Below are 18,723 nucleotides of genomic sequence, written 5' to 3' on the forward strand. Positions count from 1 at the left end.
TAAAAGAATAATTTATAAGGATGCAGAGGAATAGTCAGAAAAAGAAGCTATGGGGGTCGCGGTAGCTTGAGGAGGAGGGGGGGGAAGTGCTACCGCCACCCGCTCTGCCAAAATAGGGATATTCATCCATAATAAAAATAGAAAAAAAAGAAAATTATCGTTTCCATTTTTGATCTAATCAATTGTCTCAAACGCTGCATCAAAAGCAGCTTGTTCTTTCTTCTGCTCAAAATGGCAGATCAGGCTTTCCTCAAAAAACGCAAAAAGACAAAAAAAATTGCAGCGGTAATGAAAAAATAAAAGAAATTTTGAAAATTTTTGCCGCTTTTATGTGGAAGCGGATATTTTATCTATTTACAGTCTCGACGAGACAATCTTTGTTGTTTTTAAACAAAAATCAGTAAGATGATGCTGTTTTGGAAACAATGATTCAACGGGGGGATATATTTTTATGAAGCGTTCCTTGCTATTTTTGCTAGCGACCAGTGCCATCGCTTGGCAGGCACAAGCGATACCAGCTGGAAATTCTGCACCTCAACCTATGGCGATATCTGAAACGATTCCGGCTGCGGTTGATAAACCTTATAGCGGTCTCATCCGTCTTAATGTCGATGCCACAGACACGCAGCGCGGCATTGTTCGGGTAACGGAAACGATTCCTGTTCAGGCTGGTGCGCTGACTTTGCTCTATCCTGAATGGTTGCCGGGACATCATAGTCCATCAGGCCCCATCGAAAAATTGGCAGGTTTGATTGTTACCGCCAATAATCAGGTTATTCCTTGGCAACGCGATTCTGTCGATGTTTATGCCTTTCATCTTGATATTCCGGCAGGCGTGACCGAAATCACCGCCCAATATCAATATCTCTCTCCTACTTCGGAGTCGCAGGGAAGAATCCAGTCCACACCGGAAATGGTCAATTTGCAGTGGAATACGCTGGCTTTATATCCGGCCGGATATTTTACCCGCCAAATCCAGATACAGCCGACCGTTATTTATCCAACGGGTTGGAAATCGGCTTCTGCTTTAGAAATTTCTGGTATCACACCTGATGGACAGACACCCAATGTCGTCCAATATAAAACTACCGATTTTGATACGCTAATTGATTCGCCGGTAATGGCGGGTCGTTATACGCGGACAGAAACGCTCGCCCCCGGGGTTCGTCTCAATCTTATAGCAGACAAACCCGAAGATATGGTGATGACGGACAAACAGCTTAACGCGCATCGCCAGCTTATTACTCAAGCCGTAAAACTTTACGGCGCACAACATTATAGCCATTATGATTTCTTGCTGGCTTTGTCCGAAAAGCTCGGTGGTATTGGCTTAGAACATCACCAATCTTCCGAAGATGGGGAAGGGGCTGATTACTTCTCGAAATGGGATAAATCAGCCGTTGGTCGTGATCTCCTCGCCCATGAATATAACCATAGCTGGAATGGTAAATATCGCCGCCCTGCTGATCTTTGGACACCGGACTATAAAACGCCGATGCGGGATAGCCTCCTTTGGGTGTATGAAGGTCAAACCCAGTTTTGGGGTTATGTATTGGCCGCGCGTTCCGGTCTGTGGCAGCAAAAAGATGCCTTGGAAGCCTTGGCTTTGGTGGCTGCCACTTACGACAATCGGGCAGGCCGCCGCTGGCGTCCGGTGGAAGATACCACTAATGATCCGATTATTTCGCAACGCCGCCCCAAAGGCTGGCTAAGCTGGCAACGTTCCGAAGATTACTACAGTGAAGGTCAGTTGATCTGGCTTGATGTTGATAGCCTGCTCCGGCAACAGACTCATGGCAAACATTCGCTTGACGATTTTGCAAAAGCCTTTTTCGGAATGCGTGACCGTGATTGGGGTGAGTTAACCTATAATTTTGACGATGTCGTCAAAACCTTAAATGACATCATGCCTTATGACTGGGCAGCCTTCTTTAACCAGCGTTTGAATCAGCGTTCGACTCATGCGCCTTTGGACTGGATCAGCCGTGGCGGTTACAAACTGGTTTACAGTGATGAGCCAACCGACTGGATCAAAGGTGTTGAAGGCGCGCGCCATATGGCCGAGTTGTCTTTCTCTTTGGGATTATCGACTTCTGAAAAAGGCAAAGTCTCTTCGGTTATGTGGGATAGCCCTGCCTTTAACGCTGGATTGACCGTAGGAAGTGAATTGGTCGCGGTTGATGGTCATGCCTTTAGCAATGATCTGCTAAAAACAGCGATCAAAAATGCCAAGGCCAATAAAACGCCGATCAAATTGCTCATCAAGCAAGGCGATAATTATCGGGATGTCGCGATTCCTTATTATGACGGCTTGCGTTACCCGCGCCTTGAGAAAATCGATAAAACCCATAGCTATCTCGAGGATTTACTCGCAGCCAAAAATTAATTTTGATCCATGATGAAAAGCAGTCAGGTATAAAGCCGATTTCGGTGCTTGCCTGACTGCTTTTTCAGTCTTATTGAAAAAGAGTGCAGATTTCTTCTCCTCTCCGTCTGGAATTAGACAAATCAGCCCTGATGGCAAACTGGCAAAGTTTGAACCGGATAACGGCTGGTCATTGTGGTGCCGCGATCAAGGCCAATGGCTATGGTTTAGGGGCTGAACGCGTTCGTCATTATCTGGCACAGGCCGGATGTCGCGATTTTTTTGTTTCCAGTTGGGATGAAGCTCGCTTACTCGATAGCTCGGAAAAAGATTTCTCCCTTTCTGTTCTCCATGGCCTAAGGGAAGATGACCTCGGCTATGCTCTGAATTCTTCGGTCAAGCCGGTTTTATGTAGTCCAGCGATGATTGCCCGCTGGAAAGCTCACGCGCCGAACCGTCCCTGCGATGTCATGGTCGATACTGGAATGAATCGGCTGGGTCTTTCGATGGAAGAGGCGGGTTCAGGCCTGCTGGATGGTCTTTCTATCGACAATATTTTGAGCCATCTGGCCTGTGCAGACGAGGCAGATCACCCGCTTAATCAAAAGCAGCTTGAACGCTTTCGGATTTTAGCCGCCAGAAAACAGGCAAAACGCTATAGTTTGGCTAATTCTGCCGGTATTTTTCTCAGCAAAGACTATCATTTTGATCTGGCGCGTCCGGGCTTGGCGCTTTACGGCGGCCTGCCTGTTCCGCAATCCAAAGATATTCTGAAACCCGTCGTTGCTATTGCCGCCCAAGCCATTCAGGTAAGAGAAGTCAGCGCCGGTGAGGCGATTGGCTATGGTGCTTGTTTTGTCACGCCCAAAAAAATGCGGGTGGCTATTTTGCATGTCGGTTATGCTGATGGGTATTGGCGGGCTTTCTTTGAAAAAGGCCATGCCCGAAAAGACGGCGTTATCTGTCCTTTGGCTGGTCGGGTTTCTATGGATATGATAACGGTTGCCTTGCCGGATGCATTGACAGCTCAAGAAGGTGACTGGTTCTCGGTTGATTTTGACTTGCCTTCCGCCTCACAACAGACCGGATTATCCCAATATGAACTACTGACGGGCTTGGGACATCGTTACCAATCTGTCTGGCAGGCAATATAAATGCCGCCATTATCTAATAATGTAGAGAGAGGATCAGCATTGCTTTTCCCTATTCGGTGCTTGGCCGCCATTGGTCGTTTGTTTATTGCTTTTTTGGCTGGCATCGGTCGGATAGCCCGTTTCGGAATAACGATTTTGTTGAGAGGCGCTTTACCGCCTTATTATCCCGGTCGTTTTTTCCACGAATTTTTTGAAATCGGCTGGAATTCGCTTCCAGTTGTGGCCTTAACCGCTGTTTTTACCGGATCAGCCTTGGCACAACAGGTCTATGCTGCGGCCAGCCGTTTTTCAGCGCAATCGACAGTTCCGGCGGCGGTTGTTATCGGTATGGTTCGGGAATTAGGCCCCGTTTTGGTCGGATTGATGGTTGTCGGTCGGGTCACTTCTGCGATCGCCGCCGAATTGGGCGCTATGCGGGTGACCGAGCAAATTGATGCGATGGAAACGCTGCATACAGATCCCTATCGCTATCTTTTGGCACCTCGCCTTTATGCAGCTACCCTCGCTTTGCCTTTCTTGGTAATGCTGGCCAATGTTATCGGCATTTTCGGGGGCTATCTTCTTTCAATCAGCAAATTGGGCTTTAACCCTGAAAATTATCTCAAGGTAACACGCGAATTCCTAAAGGCCGAAGATGTCCATATGGCGCTGGTAAAATCGACAGTTTTCGGTTTTCTCGTTGCATTATTGGGCTGTTATAACGGCTTTTTTGCCACCGGCGGCGCGGCAGGTGTTGGACGTTCAACAACGCGGGCGGTGGTCAGCGCCTTTATCATGATCCTGTTTTCAAATCTGATGATTACCATGTTCTTTTTCGGATAAAGATTCTTATGCCTCAGACACAGCCTCTCATCCGAATTCGCGGGTTAAAAAAATCTTTTGGCGATCACGCTGTTTTACAAGGCGTGGATATTGATATCGACAAAGGACAGTCGGTTGTCATTATCGGCCAGTCCGGCGGCGGCAAATCGGTTTTGCTGAAAACCATATTAGGCCTGATCGAAGCCGATGCCGGTTCTATCGAAATAGAGGGGCAGGATATTGAAACCATGTCCCAAAGCCAATTGGCTTCTATTCGCGATCATATCGGGATGCTGTTCCAAGGCGGGGCGTTATTCGATTCCTTGCCAGTTTGGCGCAATATTACCTTTGCCATTACCCAAGGTCATTTACGCGATCCCGCCAAAATGCAAAAATTGGCGAGCGAATATCTCGCACGGGTCGGATTGGATGACAGGATTCTCAATCTTCGTTCTGGGGAATTATCGGGAGGGATGCAAAAACGCGTAGCGATTGCACGGGCGATTGCGGCTAAACCCGAAATCCTGTTGTTTGATGAACCGACCGCAGGCCTCGACCCCATTCGCTCTGATGTCATTGACGATTTAACGCTTAGCCTCGTGCGCGATAATGGTATGACCGCAATTACCATTACCCATGACATGGCTTCGGTTTGCAAAATTGCGGATAAGATCGCCTTCCTGCATGAAGGGCGTATTATCTGGACAGGAAATACTCAAGACCTTCGGACAACCGACAATCCCTATGTTCGGCAATTTTTTGATCGCAAAGCCGAAGGGCCCCTTCATTAAACGACCCGATAAAAAGCTGATTTTTTGTTGCATTTAATTGCGATAGATCGAGCGCAAAAATCATATTCGTGATGCTAGCCTGCTTCTGATTTCTATTGGAAATGGGTATTAATAATGTCGAACATCACTATTGACGATTTTTTAAAAATAGACATTCGGGTAGGCAAAATTATCGAAGTGCAGGCTTTCCCAGAAGCCCGTAAACCGGCATGGAAATTGGTCATTGATTTCGGGGCAGATATCGGGATTAAACGCTCAAGCGCCCAGATAGTCGATTTCTACACTGCCCAAGATTTAATAGACCGTCAGATTCTGTGCGTTGTCAATCTCCCGCCAAGACAAATCGGGCATTTCTTCTCGGAAGTTTTGACCTTGGGCGTGTCCGATGCCGAAGGGCGCGTTATTCTCATTTCGCCGGAACAGTCGGTGCCACTCGGAACACGGCTATTTTAACGTAAAATACCTTCATATTTTACAAGGACAGAGTATGGACATCATCGGAAGGCTCTGTCCTTCAATCTCGCTCTCTTCCGCGCGTTTTCGACATAATTTTGACGTCTCTGATTTTACGACAGCCGGATAGGCGGCTTTAAAAGGTATCCGCCCCATGGACTCAACCCTATATTGCGATCTTTTCCTTTTTATCATCTCCATTATCGCGGGCATCGTCGATACATTGGGCGGGGGCGGGGGGCTAATTACGGTTCCTGCCTTGGCTTTAACCGGAATGGGTGCCGTGACCGCCTTAGGAACTAATAAATTCCAATCGGCTATTGGTGAATTCTCTGCTGCCTTACACTTTTGGAAAAGCCGTCATCTCAAATTACGACCATTATATTTGTCTTTATTCTCGACGGTCATCGCTTCTGCCTTGGGAACAATTCTACTTCAAATTTGCGACGAAAAAAGGCTTAATAAAATTGTCCCATGGCTTCTTCTATCGGTTTTTCTTTATTATATTTTTTCTCCGACCTCTTATTCCCAGCCCGAGAAAGAAAGCCTTCCCGAAAATCCAAAATTACTGCCCTGTCTTGGCGGGGCTGTCGGATTCTATAACGGTTTTTTCGGGCCAGGTACAGGCGCGATCTGGACAATTATCTTGAATCATATCTACAGATTACGTCTGAATATCGCGACAATGTATGCAAAACCGTTAAATATCGCAGGCAATGTCACGGCACTGACTATCTTTATAGGGGGTGGCAAAGTAAACTATTTCGCCGCTTTAATGATGGGTATCGGGTCTTTTCTGGGCGGCCAAATAGGGGCTTATTTGGTCATTTATAAAAGCTCTAAATTGTTACGGCTGTTATTTCTAACAATTATGTTGGTTTCTGTGACTTTCAGCTTTCTCAAATATTACAATCATCTTTAAGTCTGAAAGACAAATCAGGGTCAGCTTCTAAAAAACTGACCCTAATCTTGACCGCCTATTTGGGTTGAAGCATCCGTTTTAAATAATGGCCAGTATAGCTTCCCTCAGTCTCGGCCACTTTTTCTGGCGTGCCAGCCGCAATAATCTGACCGCCACCAGTGCCACCTTCGGGACCCAGATCAATTAGCCAATCAGCTGTCTTAATGACATCCAGATTATGCTCGATCACGACAATGCTATTTCCTTGATCGACTAGGGCATTCAGAACTTCCAGCAATTTTCGGACATCTTCAAAATGAAGACCCGTGGTTGGTTCATCAAGAATATACAGCGTTCGCCCTGTTGCCCTTTTTGACAATTCTTTTGCCAATTTAACGCGTTGCGCCTCACCGCCTGATAAAGTCGTCGCTTGCTGACCAACCTTGATATAGCCCAAACCAACACGGGCAAGCATTGCCATCTTGTCACGGATAGAAGGCACCGCTTCAAAAAATTCTGCTGCCTGATCGACCGTCATATTCAAAACATCGGCAATAGATTGGCCTTTGAATTTGACCTCCTGCGTTTCGCGATTATAGCGCGCACCATGACAGACATCACAGGTGACATAAACATCCGGCAAGAAATGCATTTCGATCTTTTTGACGCCATCACCTTGGCAAGCCTCACAACGCCCGCCCTTGACGTTAAAACTAAAACGACCGGCTTTATAACCGCGGGCTTGAGCCTCCGGTAATTTGGCAAACCATTCCCGAATAGCGGTAAACGCACCGGTATAGGTTGCCGGATTGGAACGGGGCGTGCGCCCAATAGGTGATTGGTCAATATCAATCACCTTGTCGAGATGCTCCAATCCCGAAATAGATTTATAGTCACCACTAATCAGCCGCGCACCATTCAATTCTCTGGCCGCCGCCGTATAAAGCGTATCCAAAATCAGGCTGGATTTACCGGAGCCTGAAACCCCCGTGACACAGGTAAAAGTCCCCAAGGGAATAGATGCCGTCACATTTTGAAGGTTATTGGCGGTCGCTCCTTTAATGGTCAGCTTTTTACCATTCCCCTTGCGACGTTTATCGGGAACTGCAATTTCCCGCCGCCCTGAAAGATACGCCCCGGTCAAACTATTAGGACAATCAATAATATCCTGTGGCGAACCGGCGGCAATCACTTTACCACCCATCACCCCCGCACCGGGGCCCATATCGACGACATAATCGGCAAGACGAATAGCATCTTCATCATGCTCGACAACCAGAACTGAATTGCCCAAATCGCGCAATCGCTTCAAGGTTTCAAGCAAGCGATCATTATCACGCTGATGTAAACCGATAGAGGGTTCATCCAACACATATAAAACACCGGACAAACCGGAACCGATCTGACTAGCGAGACGGATGCGCTGACTTTCACCACCAGAAAGTGTGCCGGAAGAGCGGTCGAGGCTCAAATAATCCAGCCCGACATTATCGAGGAATCCCAGCCTTTCGATAATCTCTTTCAAAATGCGTTCAGCAATTTGATTTTGTGCTTCCGTCAGCTTTTCGGGTAACTGTCTGAAAAATTCCAAAGCTGGCTTGACGGTCATCTTGGTCACATCAGAAATATTATGATGGTCAATCAGAACGGCCAAGGCTTCCGGCCTTAATCTCGCACCATGACAGACTTCACAGGGCGCTGCCGATTGATAACGTCCAATATCTTCGCGAATGGTTTCGCTATCAGTCGTTACCAGCCGCCTTTCCAAATTGCGGATCACACCTTCAAAGGCTTTTTCAACCTCATAAATCTGATTACCTTCAGAAAAGCGCAAAGGAATAACTTCGCCTTCACTCCCGTAAAGAATGACATTCTGAATTTTTTCAGGGAGCTTCTTCCAAGGCGTTTCCAACGAGAAATCATAATAACGCGCCAGACTGGATAAAATCTGCATATAATAAGGGCTGGGCGGCGTGCTTCTCGCCCAAGGCATCAAAGCCCCCTTTGCCAAAGAAAGGGATTCATTCGGCACAATCAACCGCACATCAAAATAAGGCTTTTCGCCCAACCCATCACAAGCAGGGCAGGCACCCTGTGGCGCGTTAAAAGAGAAAAGGCGTGGCTCGATTTCAGGAATGGTAAAACCTGATACCGGACAAGAAAAATGCTCGGAAAAAAGCATCGGCTCGAAACGGCCTTCATCGGCTGGCTCGGCAATCGCAATCCCGTCCGCCAATTTTAATGCGGTTTCAAGCGATTGCGCCAAACGGGTTTCCAGCCCTTCTTTGATAACCAGACGATCAACCACAACCTCAATGTCATGCTTGCGTTTCTTGTCAATTTTTGGTGCTTCTTCGATCAGATAATATTCACCATCAATCCGAAGTCGTGAAAAGCCTGCTTTCTGCCATTCGGCCATTTCTTTGCGATATTCGCCTTTTCGTCCTCTGACGACCGGAGCCAATAAATGCAAACGGCTCCCTTCCGGCAAAGCCATCACCCGATCAACCATCTGACTGACGGTCTGCGCGGTAATAGGCAATCCCGTTGCCGGAGAATAAGGAATCCCGACCCGCGCCCATAACAGCCGCATGTAATCATAAATCTCGGTGACTGTGGCGACCGTCGAACGCGGATTTTTGCTGGTCGTTTTCTGTTCGATAGAAATCGCTGGCGATAAACCCTCAATATGATCGACATCCGGCTTTTGCATCATTTCCAAAAATTGGCGAGCATAAGCGGACAGGGATTCGACATAACGCCGCTGTCCTTCGGCATAGATAGTATCAAAAGCGAGGCTGGATTTACCCGACCCCGACAAGCCGGTCATGACGACAAGTTTATTGCGCGGAATATCAATCGAAACATTTTTGAGATTATGTTCGCGTGCGCCGCGAATAGAAATAGTCGAAAGCATAACAGGCAAAAATCCTATCTTTCAGAAAATGGGTCTGGTGATGCGGGGCTATCAATCAGGGCGAGGAAAAGAGATGGATATTCCCCCTTTGTTCTACAAGAGGCTATCCAAAAACGGCAAGGCAAGGGACTTTGAAATCGGCAGAAATGTCATTCTGCTACCGTTCATAGCCATTATAGCGATAAGCGCCATCCCAGCGATTGGACGGATATAAAAGCTGCCTATCCAGATGATTATAGCTGTGATTATAGCGCATAGGATTATGATTATAGGGATTATAACGATGGTTATAGCCCATTGACCCATAACGCGGCACATAGCCAGACCAGCCATAATGACGGATATAGCCGGAATGATCATAACCTCTGACATAACCAGATGAATAACCGTTTCGGATATATCCCGACCGCCCATAATGGCCATAGTGATATCCATGGGGATAAGCCATGGCCGCAACCGAAAGCGTCAAGGCAAGAAGCCCTATTCCAGCCCAGAAAAGATTTTTTCCCATAAGATGACTTCTTCTTTCATAACAGGCGGCGGCATAGCTGCCATGACAAGACATGGCAGCTATTTTTCCGATAAATCAGGCTGGATCAGAATTCTGCTGAATATAGCGTTCCAATCCCATCAGCTCGATCAGATTAAGCTGAGTATTCAGGAAATCGATATGGGCTTCTTCGGCGATCAAAATTTTGACGAACAGATCGCGGGATACAAAATCATGCGTTGATTCTGCATAGGCGATGGCTACTTTCAAATCGCTGACCGCTTTTTTCTCAAGCCGCAAGTCCGTATTCAAAACCGCAGGCACGTCTTCACTAGCGGTAATAGCTTCATAACGCTGCAAGTTAGGCAGGCCGCCAAGATAAAAAATCCGCTCGATCAAAGCATCGGCATGGCCTCTTTCTTCAAGAGATTCTTCGGATTCTTTTCTGGCAAGAACCGAAACGCCCCAATGTTCTAAACTGCGGGCATGGAGAAAATATTGATTGATGACCGTCAATTCATTGGTAAGTTGGCGGTTAAGATGTTCGATTATTTTAGGATCTGCGCTCATTGATGGGTGCCTTTCGCTCTTCAGCTTTTATTAGCCTAGCATTAAAACTTTATTATAAAAAATTAACTTTCCCAATATCATTATCATATAATTCTATCGGAACGGGGCATTACTGTGTTTATATCCGGCCTTTCTCTCCATGATTTCCGGTCACACCAGCAAATACGATTACAGGCCGAAGCTGGGCTGGTAATCCTGACCGGTGAAAATGGTGTCGGTAAAACAAACATTTTAGAAGCGATTTCGTTGCTTTCTCCGGGGCGAGGATTTCGCGGCAGCCCTTTACCTGATCTTGTCCGGCGCGAAGGCGAGGGCGGTTTTGCGATTTCGGCCAAACTGCATCCACTGGAATCCTCAGGCCGAATTGATCCCGTAACCATTGGTATCGGGCTTGCACCTCGGGCATCCTCGCGTCAGGTGCGCGTTAATGGCGTGACGACTTCGGCTAATGCCTTATCGGAATGGCTGGCGATATTATGGCTTACCCCTGCAATGGACAGATTGTTTCAGGAAGGTGCTTCTTCGCGCCGCCGTTTTCTAGATCGGCTGACATTGACGATTTTTCCGTCTCATGCCCGACATTACAGCCGTTATGAAGCGGCGATGCGACAACGGAACAAGCTGCTTTCCGATGAAAAAGGCTATGATCCTCTTTGGTTAGACGGCTTGGAACAGATTATGGCGGAACAGGCGACCCATATTCTTTTGGCACGGCGGCAGCTTGTGGATTTACTATCCGAAGAAATTGCCAAACAGGAAGACGGCCTTTTCGCCAAAGCGGATCTGGCTTTGGAAGAAGGTGTTGATAGCCGCGATCTTGTGACTCATAATTCCGAAGAGATCATGCCGCTTTTGCAAAATATCTGGCAAAAAAGCCGGACAAGCGATGCCGCCATTGGTCGGACATTGCAAGGCGTTCATCGCGCAGATCTAAAGGTCACCCATCATGCCAAAGCCATGCCTGCTGCCCAAAGCTCGACAGGCGAGCAAAAAGCCCTGTTACTTGGGCTTGTGTTGGCTCAAGTTAATCTGATTACCGAAAAAAATGGCCAGCCGCCGGTTCTGTTACTGGATGAGGTTGCGGCGCATCTTGACCCGTCCCGTCGGGCGATTTTATTTGATATTTTGCGATCAAAAGGCGGCCAAGTCTGGATGACCGGTACCGAACCTTCTCTCTTTGAAACCGCAGGGGAGGCCGCCTGCTATTTTCAGCTTGATAAGGGCGAAATTATCTCCGCTTTCTGAAAAAGAGAACCGACTGACTGTATAAAAGGGGATATAAAGATCCGCGCTCTTTTTACCGCTTCCTCCGATAATGTAATATTTCCTTTAAAATCAGGCGGCTTTTGCTTGGGTTATTGGCAACATCCCGCTATAAGTTAAGACTATGGCAACATCAAAACAGCATGACGATTATGATGCAGGATCTATCAAGGTTCTGCGGGGGCTGGATGCCGTTCGCAAACGGCCTGGTATGTATATTGGTGATACGGATGACGGATCGGGTCTGCACCATATGGTGTTCGAAGTTTCCGATAACGCCATTGACGAAGCCTTGGCCGGTTACTGCGATCTGGTAAAAATCGCGATTTATGACGATGGTTCGGTCTCGGTTGAAGATAACGGACGCGGTATTCCAACCGGTATTCATCCCGAAGAAGGCGTTTCGGCAGCTGAAGTCATCATGACCCAGCTTCACGCCGGTGGTAAATTCGATAATAACGCGAATAGTAACGCTTATAAGGTCTCCGGCGGTTTGCACGGCGTGGGCGTTTCCGTGGTGAACGCGCTTAGTGATTATCTTGAATTGACCGTTTGGCGCGATGGACAAGAACACCGGATGCGTTTCGAGCATGGTGTTGCCGTTGAACCGTTACAGGTCGTCGGCGCTTCCGATAAAAGAGGCACGCGGGTTCGCTTCCATCCTTCTGCCGAAACCTTCAAAATTACCGAATTCAATTTTGAAAAGCTGGAACATCGTTACCGCGAATTGGCCTTTTTGAATTCCGGTGTCCGGTTGCAATTAACCGACAAGCGCACCGATCCTGAAAAAACGGTCGAATTATTCTATGAAGGCGGTATCGCTGCTTTTGTGAAATGGCTTGATCGGGCAAAAACAGCGTTAATTCCCGAACCTGTCGCTATTCATGGCGACCGCGATGATGTGATGATTGATGTCGCTCTGGAATGGAACGACAGCTATTATGAACAGGTTCTTTGCTTTACCAACAACATTCCGCAGCGTGACGGCGGTACCCATTTGGCAGCATTCCGCGCTGCTTTGACGCGCACCTTAAACAATTATGCCGATAAATCCGGTCTTTTGAAAAAAGAAAAAGTCCAGCTTACCGGCGATGACATGCGAGAAGGGCTGACTGCAATCATTTCGGTCAAGCTGCCAGACCCGAAATTTTCTAGCCAGACCAAAGATAAACTGGTTTCTTCCGAGGTTCGGCAACCTCTCGAAAGCCTGATGGCCGATAAGATGGCAGAATGGCTGGAAGAAAATCCGGCACATGCCAAGGTCATTATCCAAAAAATCATCGATGCGGCGGCGGCACGTGAAGCTGCCAAGCGCGCTCGTGAATTGACCCGCCGTAAAGGCGTGATGGATATCGCTTCCTTACCGGGGAAATTGGCGGATTGTCAGGAACGTGACCCGACCAAATCCGAAATCTTCATCGTTGAGGGAGATTCCGCAGGTGGCTCCGCCAAGCAGGGGCGTAATCGTCATAATCAGGCCATTTTGCCGCTCAAAGGTAAAATCCTGAATACCGAACGCTCTCGCCTTGATCGGATGCTTTCATCGAAAGAAGTCGGCACGCTTATTCAGGCGCTAGGCACCGGTATCCGCGACGAATTTAATATTGCAAAGCTGCGTTATCATAAAATCGTCATCATGACGGATGCCGATGTTGACGGTGCGCATATTAGAACGTTGCTTTTGACCTTCTTCTATCGCCACATGCCAGAAATTATCGAAAACGGGCATCTTTACATTGCGCAGCCGCCTTTGTTTAAAGTGGCGAAAAACCGTTCCGAGGTCTATCTCAAGGACGAAGCCGCACTTGATAACTATCTGATGGATGCCGGTGTTGCCAGCATGATGCTGCATACCGATAACGGCGATCGTTCCGGTAACGATCTTCATCAGATGGTAGAACATGCCCGCCGGACGCGACTTCTTATGAATTACGTCCCGAACCGCTATTATGCGCCTTTGATTGAAACAGCGGCGTTGGCAGGGGCTTTCCAAAGCGATATCGCGGATGAAAAACGCCAAGATATCTTGAAACAGGTCGCTGAAATTCTGACCCGTTCCGATAGCGAAAGCGATGCCCGCTGGTCGGTTGAATTTATCCCCGAAGGCTTCCTGTTCCGACGCTTATGGCGTGGGGTCACCGATGCCCATACATTGGATTGGAACTTCATTCAGTCATCAGAAGCCGCTAAGCTGCATCAACTGGCACAGGAACAGGCAGAAAGCTATATTTCTGCCCATCCGGCACGGTTAGTCACTCTGGCTGCACAGATGGATGAAGAGGCCGGTCAGGATATCTATCGTCCTTCACAGCTTTTTGAAGCCATTCTGGCAGTCGGTAGCAAAGGCCTTTCGATTTCCCGCTATAAAGGTTTGGGTGAAATGAACCCCGAACAGCTTTGGGAAACCACGTTAGACCCTGCCAACCGTTCGATGCTGAAAGTCGAAGTGGAACAGGCCGATGTCGCTGATGAAATCTTCTCGCGTCTGATGGGCGATGTGGTGGAACCACGCCGTGACTTCATTCAGCAGAATGCGTTATCAGTCGCCAATCTCGACGTTTAAAAACGGTTACTGGGCTTTAGCTGACTTGTAAAAGGCGTCTTCATAGCCTTAAAAACAGAAAAACCGGCCTGATTTTTCAGGTCGGTTTTTTATTACTTTAATTTCGATTATAGCGCGGAGTTTAGAAAGAACGACGCGCTTGAGTTTCGCAAATTCAAAGCTACCCTGACATTATCTAACTCTCAATTCTTATCTCACCGCTATAATTTTACCCCAGAAAACCGTTCTTTTGATGAATTAGGCCATCAAAATAAAGTCGCCTTTCAAAATCTTCTAAGCGCATTACCTACTAAAAATCTAAAATCACTATAAAGGCCAAGCCTGCAGCTTTCCTATAAAAACCATTCTTACCTTTAGGATCTGGCTGTCCCGTTCTATCATTAGACTTTCATTCTACGTCAAAAAAGGGGAGGGAGTATTGGCTGATCCAATGCTGCGTTGTTTTGCTCCGGTAACAAATATCAATAGCCGTCTCTTGATTTTAGGAAGCCTACCGGGGGTCGCCTCTCTTGAAAAAGCGCAATATTATGGTCATCCACGCAACCAATTCTGGCGGCTAATGAGCGATATTATCGGAGAGGATATAGATTCCGCAGCCTACCCCGAAAGGCTTGAAGGGTTACTACGCCATCATATTGGTCTTTGGGATGTCATCGGCACAGCCAAAAGGCAAGGCAGTCTCGATAGTAATATTAAAGAAGTTAGCCCCAATCCTCTGGGGGATTTGATCGGGAAACTACCCAACCTCAAAGCGCTCGCCTTTAATGGTCAAAAGGCCGCCCAATTAGGCATCAAAGAATTACAAAAAATAGGCGCAAAGCTACCTTATTACATTCTGCCGTCCTCTAGTCCGGCACATGCGGTTGCTTATGATGTGAAGAAAGCCGCTTGGATCAAATTACAAGAAATCATTTCAAACTGACTTCAAGCAGTGCCTTTTGAAAGAAAGACACTGCTTGAATAGCTGGATTACTGCGAAATACATTCGAGGAAAGTCACATCCAGCCCTTCGCTGATGGGCTGCAAGTCTTTGACCAGCTGTTGAAAATGGGGCGTTCCGCCATGCTTGCCGATAGCGGCATTATCAGCCCAGCGTTCGATAAAGACAAAATGCCCTTTGCGCTGAAGGTCTTTATGAACATCATATTTGATATTCCCTTCTTCCGCACGGGCAGGCGGCACTGCGGCTTTAATGATTTTCTCAACTTCGGCTTCGTGACCGGCCTTAGCCTGAACCGAAGCCACAATATCAATGGCAGTAGACATTCTATTTTCCTTTATAAAAGGACAGATCACATCGTCCTTGTTCCAAATATAAGGGATAGAAGGCAGAAATCAGCCTTGGAAGAAGGTTTTTTCCTCATTTTAGCCTTCAGGTTTTTTGCGAGGGGTAGGTTTTGTGGTTTGCTTTTAGTTTTTAGGTTTGTGTCGGTGCTAGTTTTGTGGGGATTTTTGTGAAAAAAGCGTTATAAAACAGGTAGTTATAAGAAAGTTTACAAAAATATGAATTTTTTGCTTGCAAGGTTTGGTTTAAATGCATAGAAGGCCTTCACACCGACGGGGCGCACCGCTAAACGGAACGCTCTTAAGGAGAAAATCTTCATGAATTTGAAGGAATTCAAACTTCTTGGTTGACTAAGGTTAGTCAAGGGGTTAAGAGGATTTTTCGCTATTTGACATTGTAAGAATGAGTGAAGGGACATGTGGACGGCGGAGCTGTTCGGTTTGTCTGGCTGACTTAGGTTGGTTAGAGTTTACGGATAGCACCTTAAGTCGTTCATATGTCTAGATTGTAGATATTAAATTATCTGCAGTTTGTGCAAGAACGCCTTAGTCAAAAAGCTCAAGGCTGTTTAGTTGCTGATTTAGGTTGGTGATTAGATGGTAAGAAGTGAACTTGAGAGTTTGATTCTGGCTCAGAACGAACGCTGGCGGCATGCTTAACACATGCAAGTCGAACGAAGGCTTCGGCCTTAGTGGCGCACGGGTGCGTAACGCGTGGGAATCTGCCTTCAGGTACGGAATAACTAGGGGAAACTCGAGCTAATACCGTATGACATCGAGAGATCAAAGATTTATCGCCTGAAGATGAGCCCGCGTTGGATTAGCTAGTTGGTAGGGTAAAAGCTTACCAAGGCGACGATCCATAGCTGGTCTGAGAGGATGATCAGCCACACTGGGACTGAGACACGGCCCAGACTCCTACGGGAGGCAGCAGTGGGGAATATTGGACAATGGGGGAAACCCTGATCCAGCAATGCCGCGTGAGTGAAGAAGGCCTTAGGGTTGTAAAGCTCTTTTACCCGGGATGATAATGACAGTACCGGGAGAATAAGCTCCGGCTAACTCCGTGCCAGCAGCCGCGGTAATACGGAGGGAGCTAGCGTTGTTCGGAATTACTGGGCGTAAAGCGTACGTAGGCGGTTTAATAAGTCAGGGGTGAAAGCCCAGAGCTCAACTCTGGAACTGCCTTTGAGACTGTTAGACTAGAACATAGAAGAGGTAAGTGGAATTCCGAGTGTAGAGGTGAAATTCGTAGATATTCGGAAGAACACCAGTGGCGAAGGCGACTTACTGGTCTATAGTTGACGCTGAGGTACGAAAGCGTGGGTAGCAAACAGGATTAGATACCCTGGTAGTCCACGCCGTAAACGATGATAACTAGCTGTCCGGGTACATGGTATCTGGGTGGCGGAGCTAACGCATTAAGTTATCCGCCTGGGGAGTACGGTCGCAAGATTAAAACTCAAAGAAATTGACGGGGGCCTGCACAAGCGGTGGAGCATGTGGTTTAATTCGAAGCAACGCGCAGAACCTTACCAGCGTTTGACATCCTGATCGCGGAAAGTGGAGACACATTCTTTCAGTTCGGCTGGATCAGAGACAGGTGCTGCATGGCTGTCGTCAGCTCGTGTCGTGAGATGTTGGGTTAAGTCCCGCAACGAGCGCAACCCTCACCTCTAGTTGCCATCATTAAGTTGGGCACTTTAGAGGAACTGCCGGTGATAAGCCGGAGGAAGGTGGGGATGACGTCAAGTCCTCATGGCCCTTACGCGCTGGGCTACACACGTGCTACAATGGCGGTGACAGAGGGCCGCAAGCCTGCAAAGGTTAGCTAATCTCAAAAAGCCGTCTCAGTTCGGATTGTTCTCTGCAACTCGAGAGCATGAAGGCGGAATCGCTAGTAATCGCGGATCAGCATGCCGCGGTGAATACGTTCCCAGGCCTTGTACACACCGCCCGTCACACCATGGGAGTTGGATTCACCCGAAGGCGCTGCGCTAACCCGCAAGGGAGGCAGGCGACCACGGTGGGTTTAGCGACTGGGGTGAAGTCGTAACAAGGTAGCCGTAGGGGAACCTGCGGCTGGATCACCTCCTTTCTAAGGATAGTCGAACATATCGTTAGATAGTTTGACTGTACTGGAACATAAAAAATTCCGCCGTCCTCATGTCCCTTCATCTTGGAAAAAGCCTGTTGAGCACTGTAGAGTGTTTGATGGTGGTAAAGTTAGCCTATGTGCTATTGCCAATGGGCCGGTAGCTCAGGTGGTTAGAGCGCACGCCTGATAAGCGTGAGGTCGGAGGTTCAACTCCTCCCCGGCCCACCATGGTTCAGGTAGGGAATTTCAAAGGGGCCTTAGCTCAGTTGGGAGAGCGCTAGCTTTGCAAGCTTGAGGTCATCGGTTCGATCCCGATAGGCTCCACCAGAAATTATCTGGTTGTTTTCCAAAGAAAGATGAAGAGGAAAAGAGATCCTTCTGATGATATCAGGAGGGTAGGGGATTTATCCCTGAATGTTATTTGAAATTGTGAATGGAAATATTGAAAATCGATGCCGCGACTTCGATTTTTGAATGACTGCTTCGGTGGTTGTTTAGAAAGCGAAAGTTGCAAAAGTAAAGATATTCAATTGATGCTGAGATTTAACAAAAAGCATCATCGGTGGAAGAAGCAATTCTGACATTGATGGTGGAAGTTCTCAAGCGTGAGGTAAGAGCATTTGGTGGATGCCTAGGCATACACAGGCGATGAAGGACGTGGCACGCTGCGATAAGCTACGGCGAGATGTGAGCAATCTTTGACCCGTAGATTTCCGAATGGGGAAACCCATCCTCACCATTTAATTTCGATATTGTTCTGCAGTATCGGAGTTAGGTGGGAAGGATATTACCAAAGTGAATACATAGCTTTGGTGAAGCGAACCCGGCGAACTGAAACATCTAAGTACCCGGAGGAAAAGACATCAACCGAGATTCCGTTAGTAGTGGCGAGCGAACGCGGAGTAGGCCAGTACCTTTGATTGCGTTAGCAGAAGTCTTTGGAAAGAGACACCATAGTGGGTGACAGTCCCGTATGTTAAAACAATATTGAAGGTCTTGAGTAGGGCGGGGCACGTGAAACCTTGTCTGAACATGGGGGGACCACCCTCCAAGCCTAAATACTCGTGTATGAC

13 protein-coding genes, 2 tRNA genes and 2 rRNA genes (1 of these 17 running past the window's edge) are annotated in these 18,723 nt (G+C 47.6%); 13 read left to right on the top strand and 4 right to left on the bottom strand.

Annotation, left to right across the window (positions count from 1 at the left end; translation table 11 throughout):
• Positions 1 to 451 precede the first annotated feature (451 nt).
• The 6 genes from ZMOB_RS08005 (at position 452) to ZMOB_RS08030 (ending at position 6,486) form a co-directional block, all read left to right on the top strand.
• Positions 452 to 2,386: a M61 family metallopeptidase gene (locus ZMOB_RS08005; protein ID WP_011241351.1), complete on the top strand. Its 1,935-nt coding sequence runs from the start codon at positions 452 to 454 to the stop codon at positions 2,384 to 2,386.
• Positions 2,387 to 2,469: 83 nt separating this feature from the next.
• The gene (alr, locus tag ZMOB_RS08010; protein ID WP_014501122.1) at positions 2,470 to 3,519 is read left to right on the top strand and encodes an alanine racemase; all 1,050 of its coding nucleotides are present in this window, start codon (positions 2,470 to 2,472) and stop codon (positions 3,517 to 3,519) included.
• Positions 3,520 to 4,341 (top strand): MlaE family ABC transporter permease, encoded by an 822-nt coding sequence (locus ZMOB_RS08015; RefSeq protein ID WP_041573402.1) that lies wholly within the window; start codon positions 3,520 to 3,522, stop codon positions 4,339 to 4,341.
• 8 nt (positions 4,342 to 4,349) lie between these two features.
• A complete protein-coding gene (locus ZMOB_RS08020) occupies positions 4,350 to 5,111 on the top strand; it encodes an ABC transporter ATP-binding protein (RefSeq protein ID WP_014501124.1) in 762 nt (253 codons plus the stop codon).
• Positions 5,112 to 5,225: 114 nt separating this feature from the next.
• Positions 5,226 to 5,564 (top strand): tRNA-binding protein, encoded by a 339-nt coding sequence (locus ZMOB_RS08025; RefSeq protein WP_014501125.1) that lies wholly within the window; start codon positions 5,226 to 5,228, stop codon positions 5,562 to 5,564.
• A 154-nt stretch (positions 5,565 to 5,718) separates the two neighbouring features.
• Positions 5,719 to 6,486, top strand: coding sequence for a sulfite exporter TauE/SafE family protein (locus ZMOB_RS08030; protein ID WP_014501126.1), 768 nt, complete (start codon positions 5,719 to 5,721; stop codon positions 6,484 to 6,486).
• A gap of 55 nt (positions 6,487 to 6,541) precedes the next feature.
• Here the strand turns inward: ZMOB_RS08030 and uvrA are convergent, their stop codons facing one another.
• The 3 genes from uvrA to bfr form a co-directional block, all read right to left on the bottom strand.
• Positions 6,542 to 9,382, bottom strand: a complete 2,841-nt coding sequence (gene uvrA / locus ZMOB_RS08035) for an excinuclease ABC subunit UvrA (RefSeq protein WP_014501127.1) — start codon at positions 9,380 to 9,382, stop codon at positions 6,542 to 6,544.
• Between the two features lie 157 nt (positions 9,383 to 9,539).
• The gene (locus ZMOB_RS08040) at positions 9,540 to 9,947 is read right to left on the bottom strand and encodes a hypothetical protein (RefSeq protein WP_014501128.1); all 408 of its coding nucleotides are present in this window, start codon (positions 9,945 to 9,947) and stop codon (positions 9,540 to 9,542) included.
• Between the two features lie 21 nt (positions 9,948 to 9,968).
• On the bottom strand, positions 9,969 to 10,442 hold the full coding sequence (bfr, locus tag ZMOB_RS08045) for a bacterioferritin (protein WP_011241344.1): 474 nt from the start codon (positions 10,440 to 10,442) through the stop codon (positions 9,969 to 9,971).
• Positions 10,443 to 10,556: 114 nt separating this feature from the next.
• On the opposite strand from bfr, the gene recF reads away from it, so the two are divergent.
• The 3 genes from recF (at position 10,557) to ZMOB_RS08060 (ending at position 15,190) form a co-directional block, all read left to right on the top strand.
• Positions 10,557 to 11,687 (top strand): DNA replication/repair protein RecF, encoded by a 1,131-nt coding sequence (gene recF, locus ZMOB_RS08050; protein ID WP_011241343.1) that lies wholly within the window; start codon positions 10,557 to 10,559, stop codon positions 11,685 to 11,687.
• 142 nt (positions 11,688 to 11,829) lie between these two features.
• Positions 11,830 to 14,268, top strand: a complete 2,439-nt coding sequence (gene gyrB, locus ZMOB_RS08055; RefSeq protein WP_014501129.1) for a DNA topoisomerase (ATP-hydrolyzing) subunit B — start codon at positions 11,830 to 11,832, stop codon at positions 14,266 to 14,268.
• Between the two features lie 430 nt (positions 14,269 to 14,698).
• The gene (locus tag ZMOB_RS08060; RefSeq protein WP_014501130.1) at positions 14,699 to 15,190 is read left to right on the top strand and encodes a DNA-deoxyinosine glycosylase; all 492 of its coding nucleotides are present in this window, start codon (positions 14,699 to 14,701) and stop codon (positions 15,188 to 15,190) included.
• A 47-nt stretch (positions 15,191 to 15,237) separates the two neighbouring features.
• On the opposite strand, the gene ZMOB_RS08065 is transcribed toward ZMOB_RS08060, so the two are convergent.
• The gene (locus tag ZMOB_RS08065) at positions 15,238 to 15,534 is read right to left on the bottom strand and encodes a putative quinol monooxygenase (RefSeq protein WP_014501131.1); all 297 of its coding nucleotides are present in this window, start codon (positions 15,532 to 15,534) and stop codon (positions 15,238 to 15,240) included.
• A gap of 627 nt (positions 15,535 to 16,161) precedes the next feature.
• Between ZMOB_RS08065 and ZMOB_RS08070 the strand changes: the two genes are divergently transcribed.
• From ZMOB_RS08070 to ZMOB_RS08085, 4 genes are all read left to right on the top strand, one after another.
• Positions 16,162 to 17,650: ribosomal RNA gene (locus ZMOB_RS08070) — 16S ribosomal RNA — on the top strand.
• A 151-nt stretch (positions 17,651 to 17,801) separates the two neighbouring features.
• Positions 17,802 to 17,878, top strand: a tRNA-Ile gene (locus ZMOB_RS08075).
• A gap of 23 nt (positions 17,879 to 17,901) precedes the next feature.
• Positions 17,902 to 17,977 (top strand) — tRNA-Ala (locus tag ZMOB_RS08080).
• A 274-nt stretch (positions 17,978 to 18,251) separates the two neighbouring features.
• Positions 18,252 to 18,723: ribosomal RNA gene (locus tag ZMOB_RS08085) — 23S ribosomal RNA — on the top strand (it continues 2,318 nt past the right edge of the window).
• The 16S and 23S rRNA genes sit together here with 2 tRNA genes alongside, the layout of an rRNA operon.

The sequence above is a fragment of the Zymomonas mobilis subsp. mobilis ATCC 10988 genome (genome assembly GCF_000175255.2).
Classification (GTDB): domain Bacteria; phylum Pseudomonadota; class Alphaproteobacteria; order Sphingomonadales; family Sphingomonadaceae; genus Zymomonas; species Zymomonas mobilis.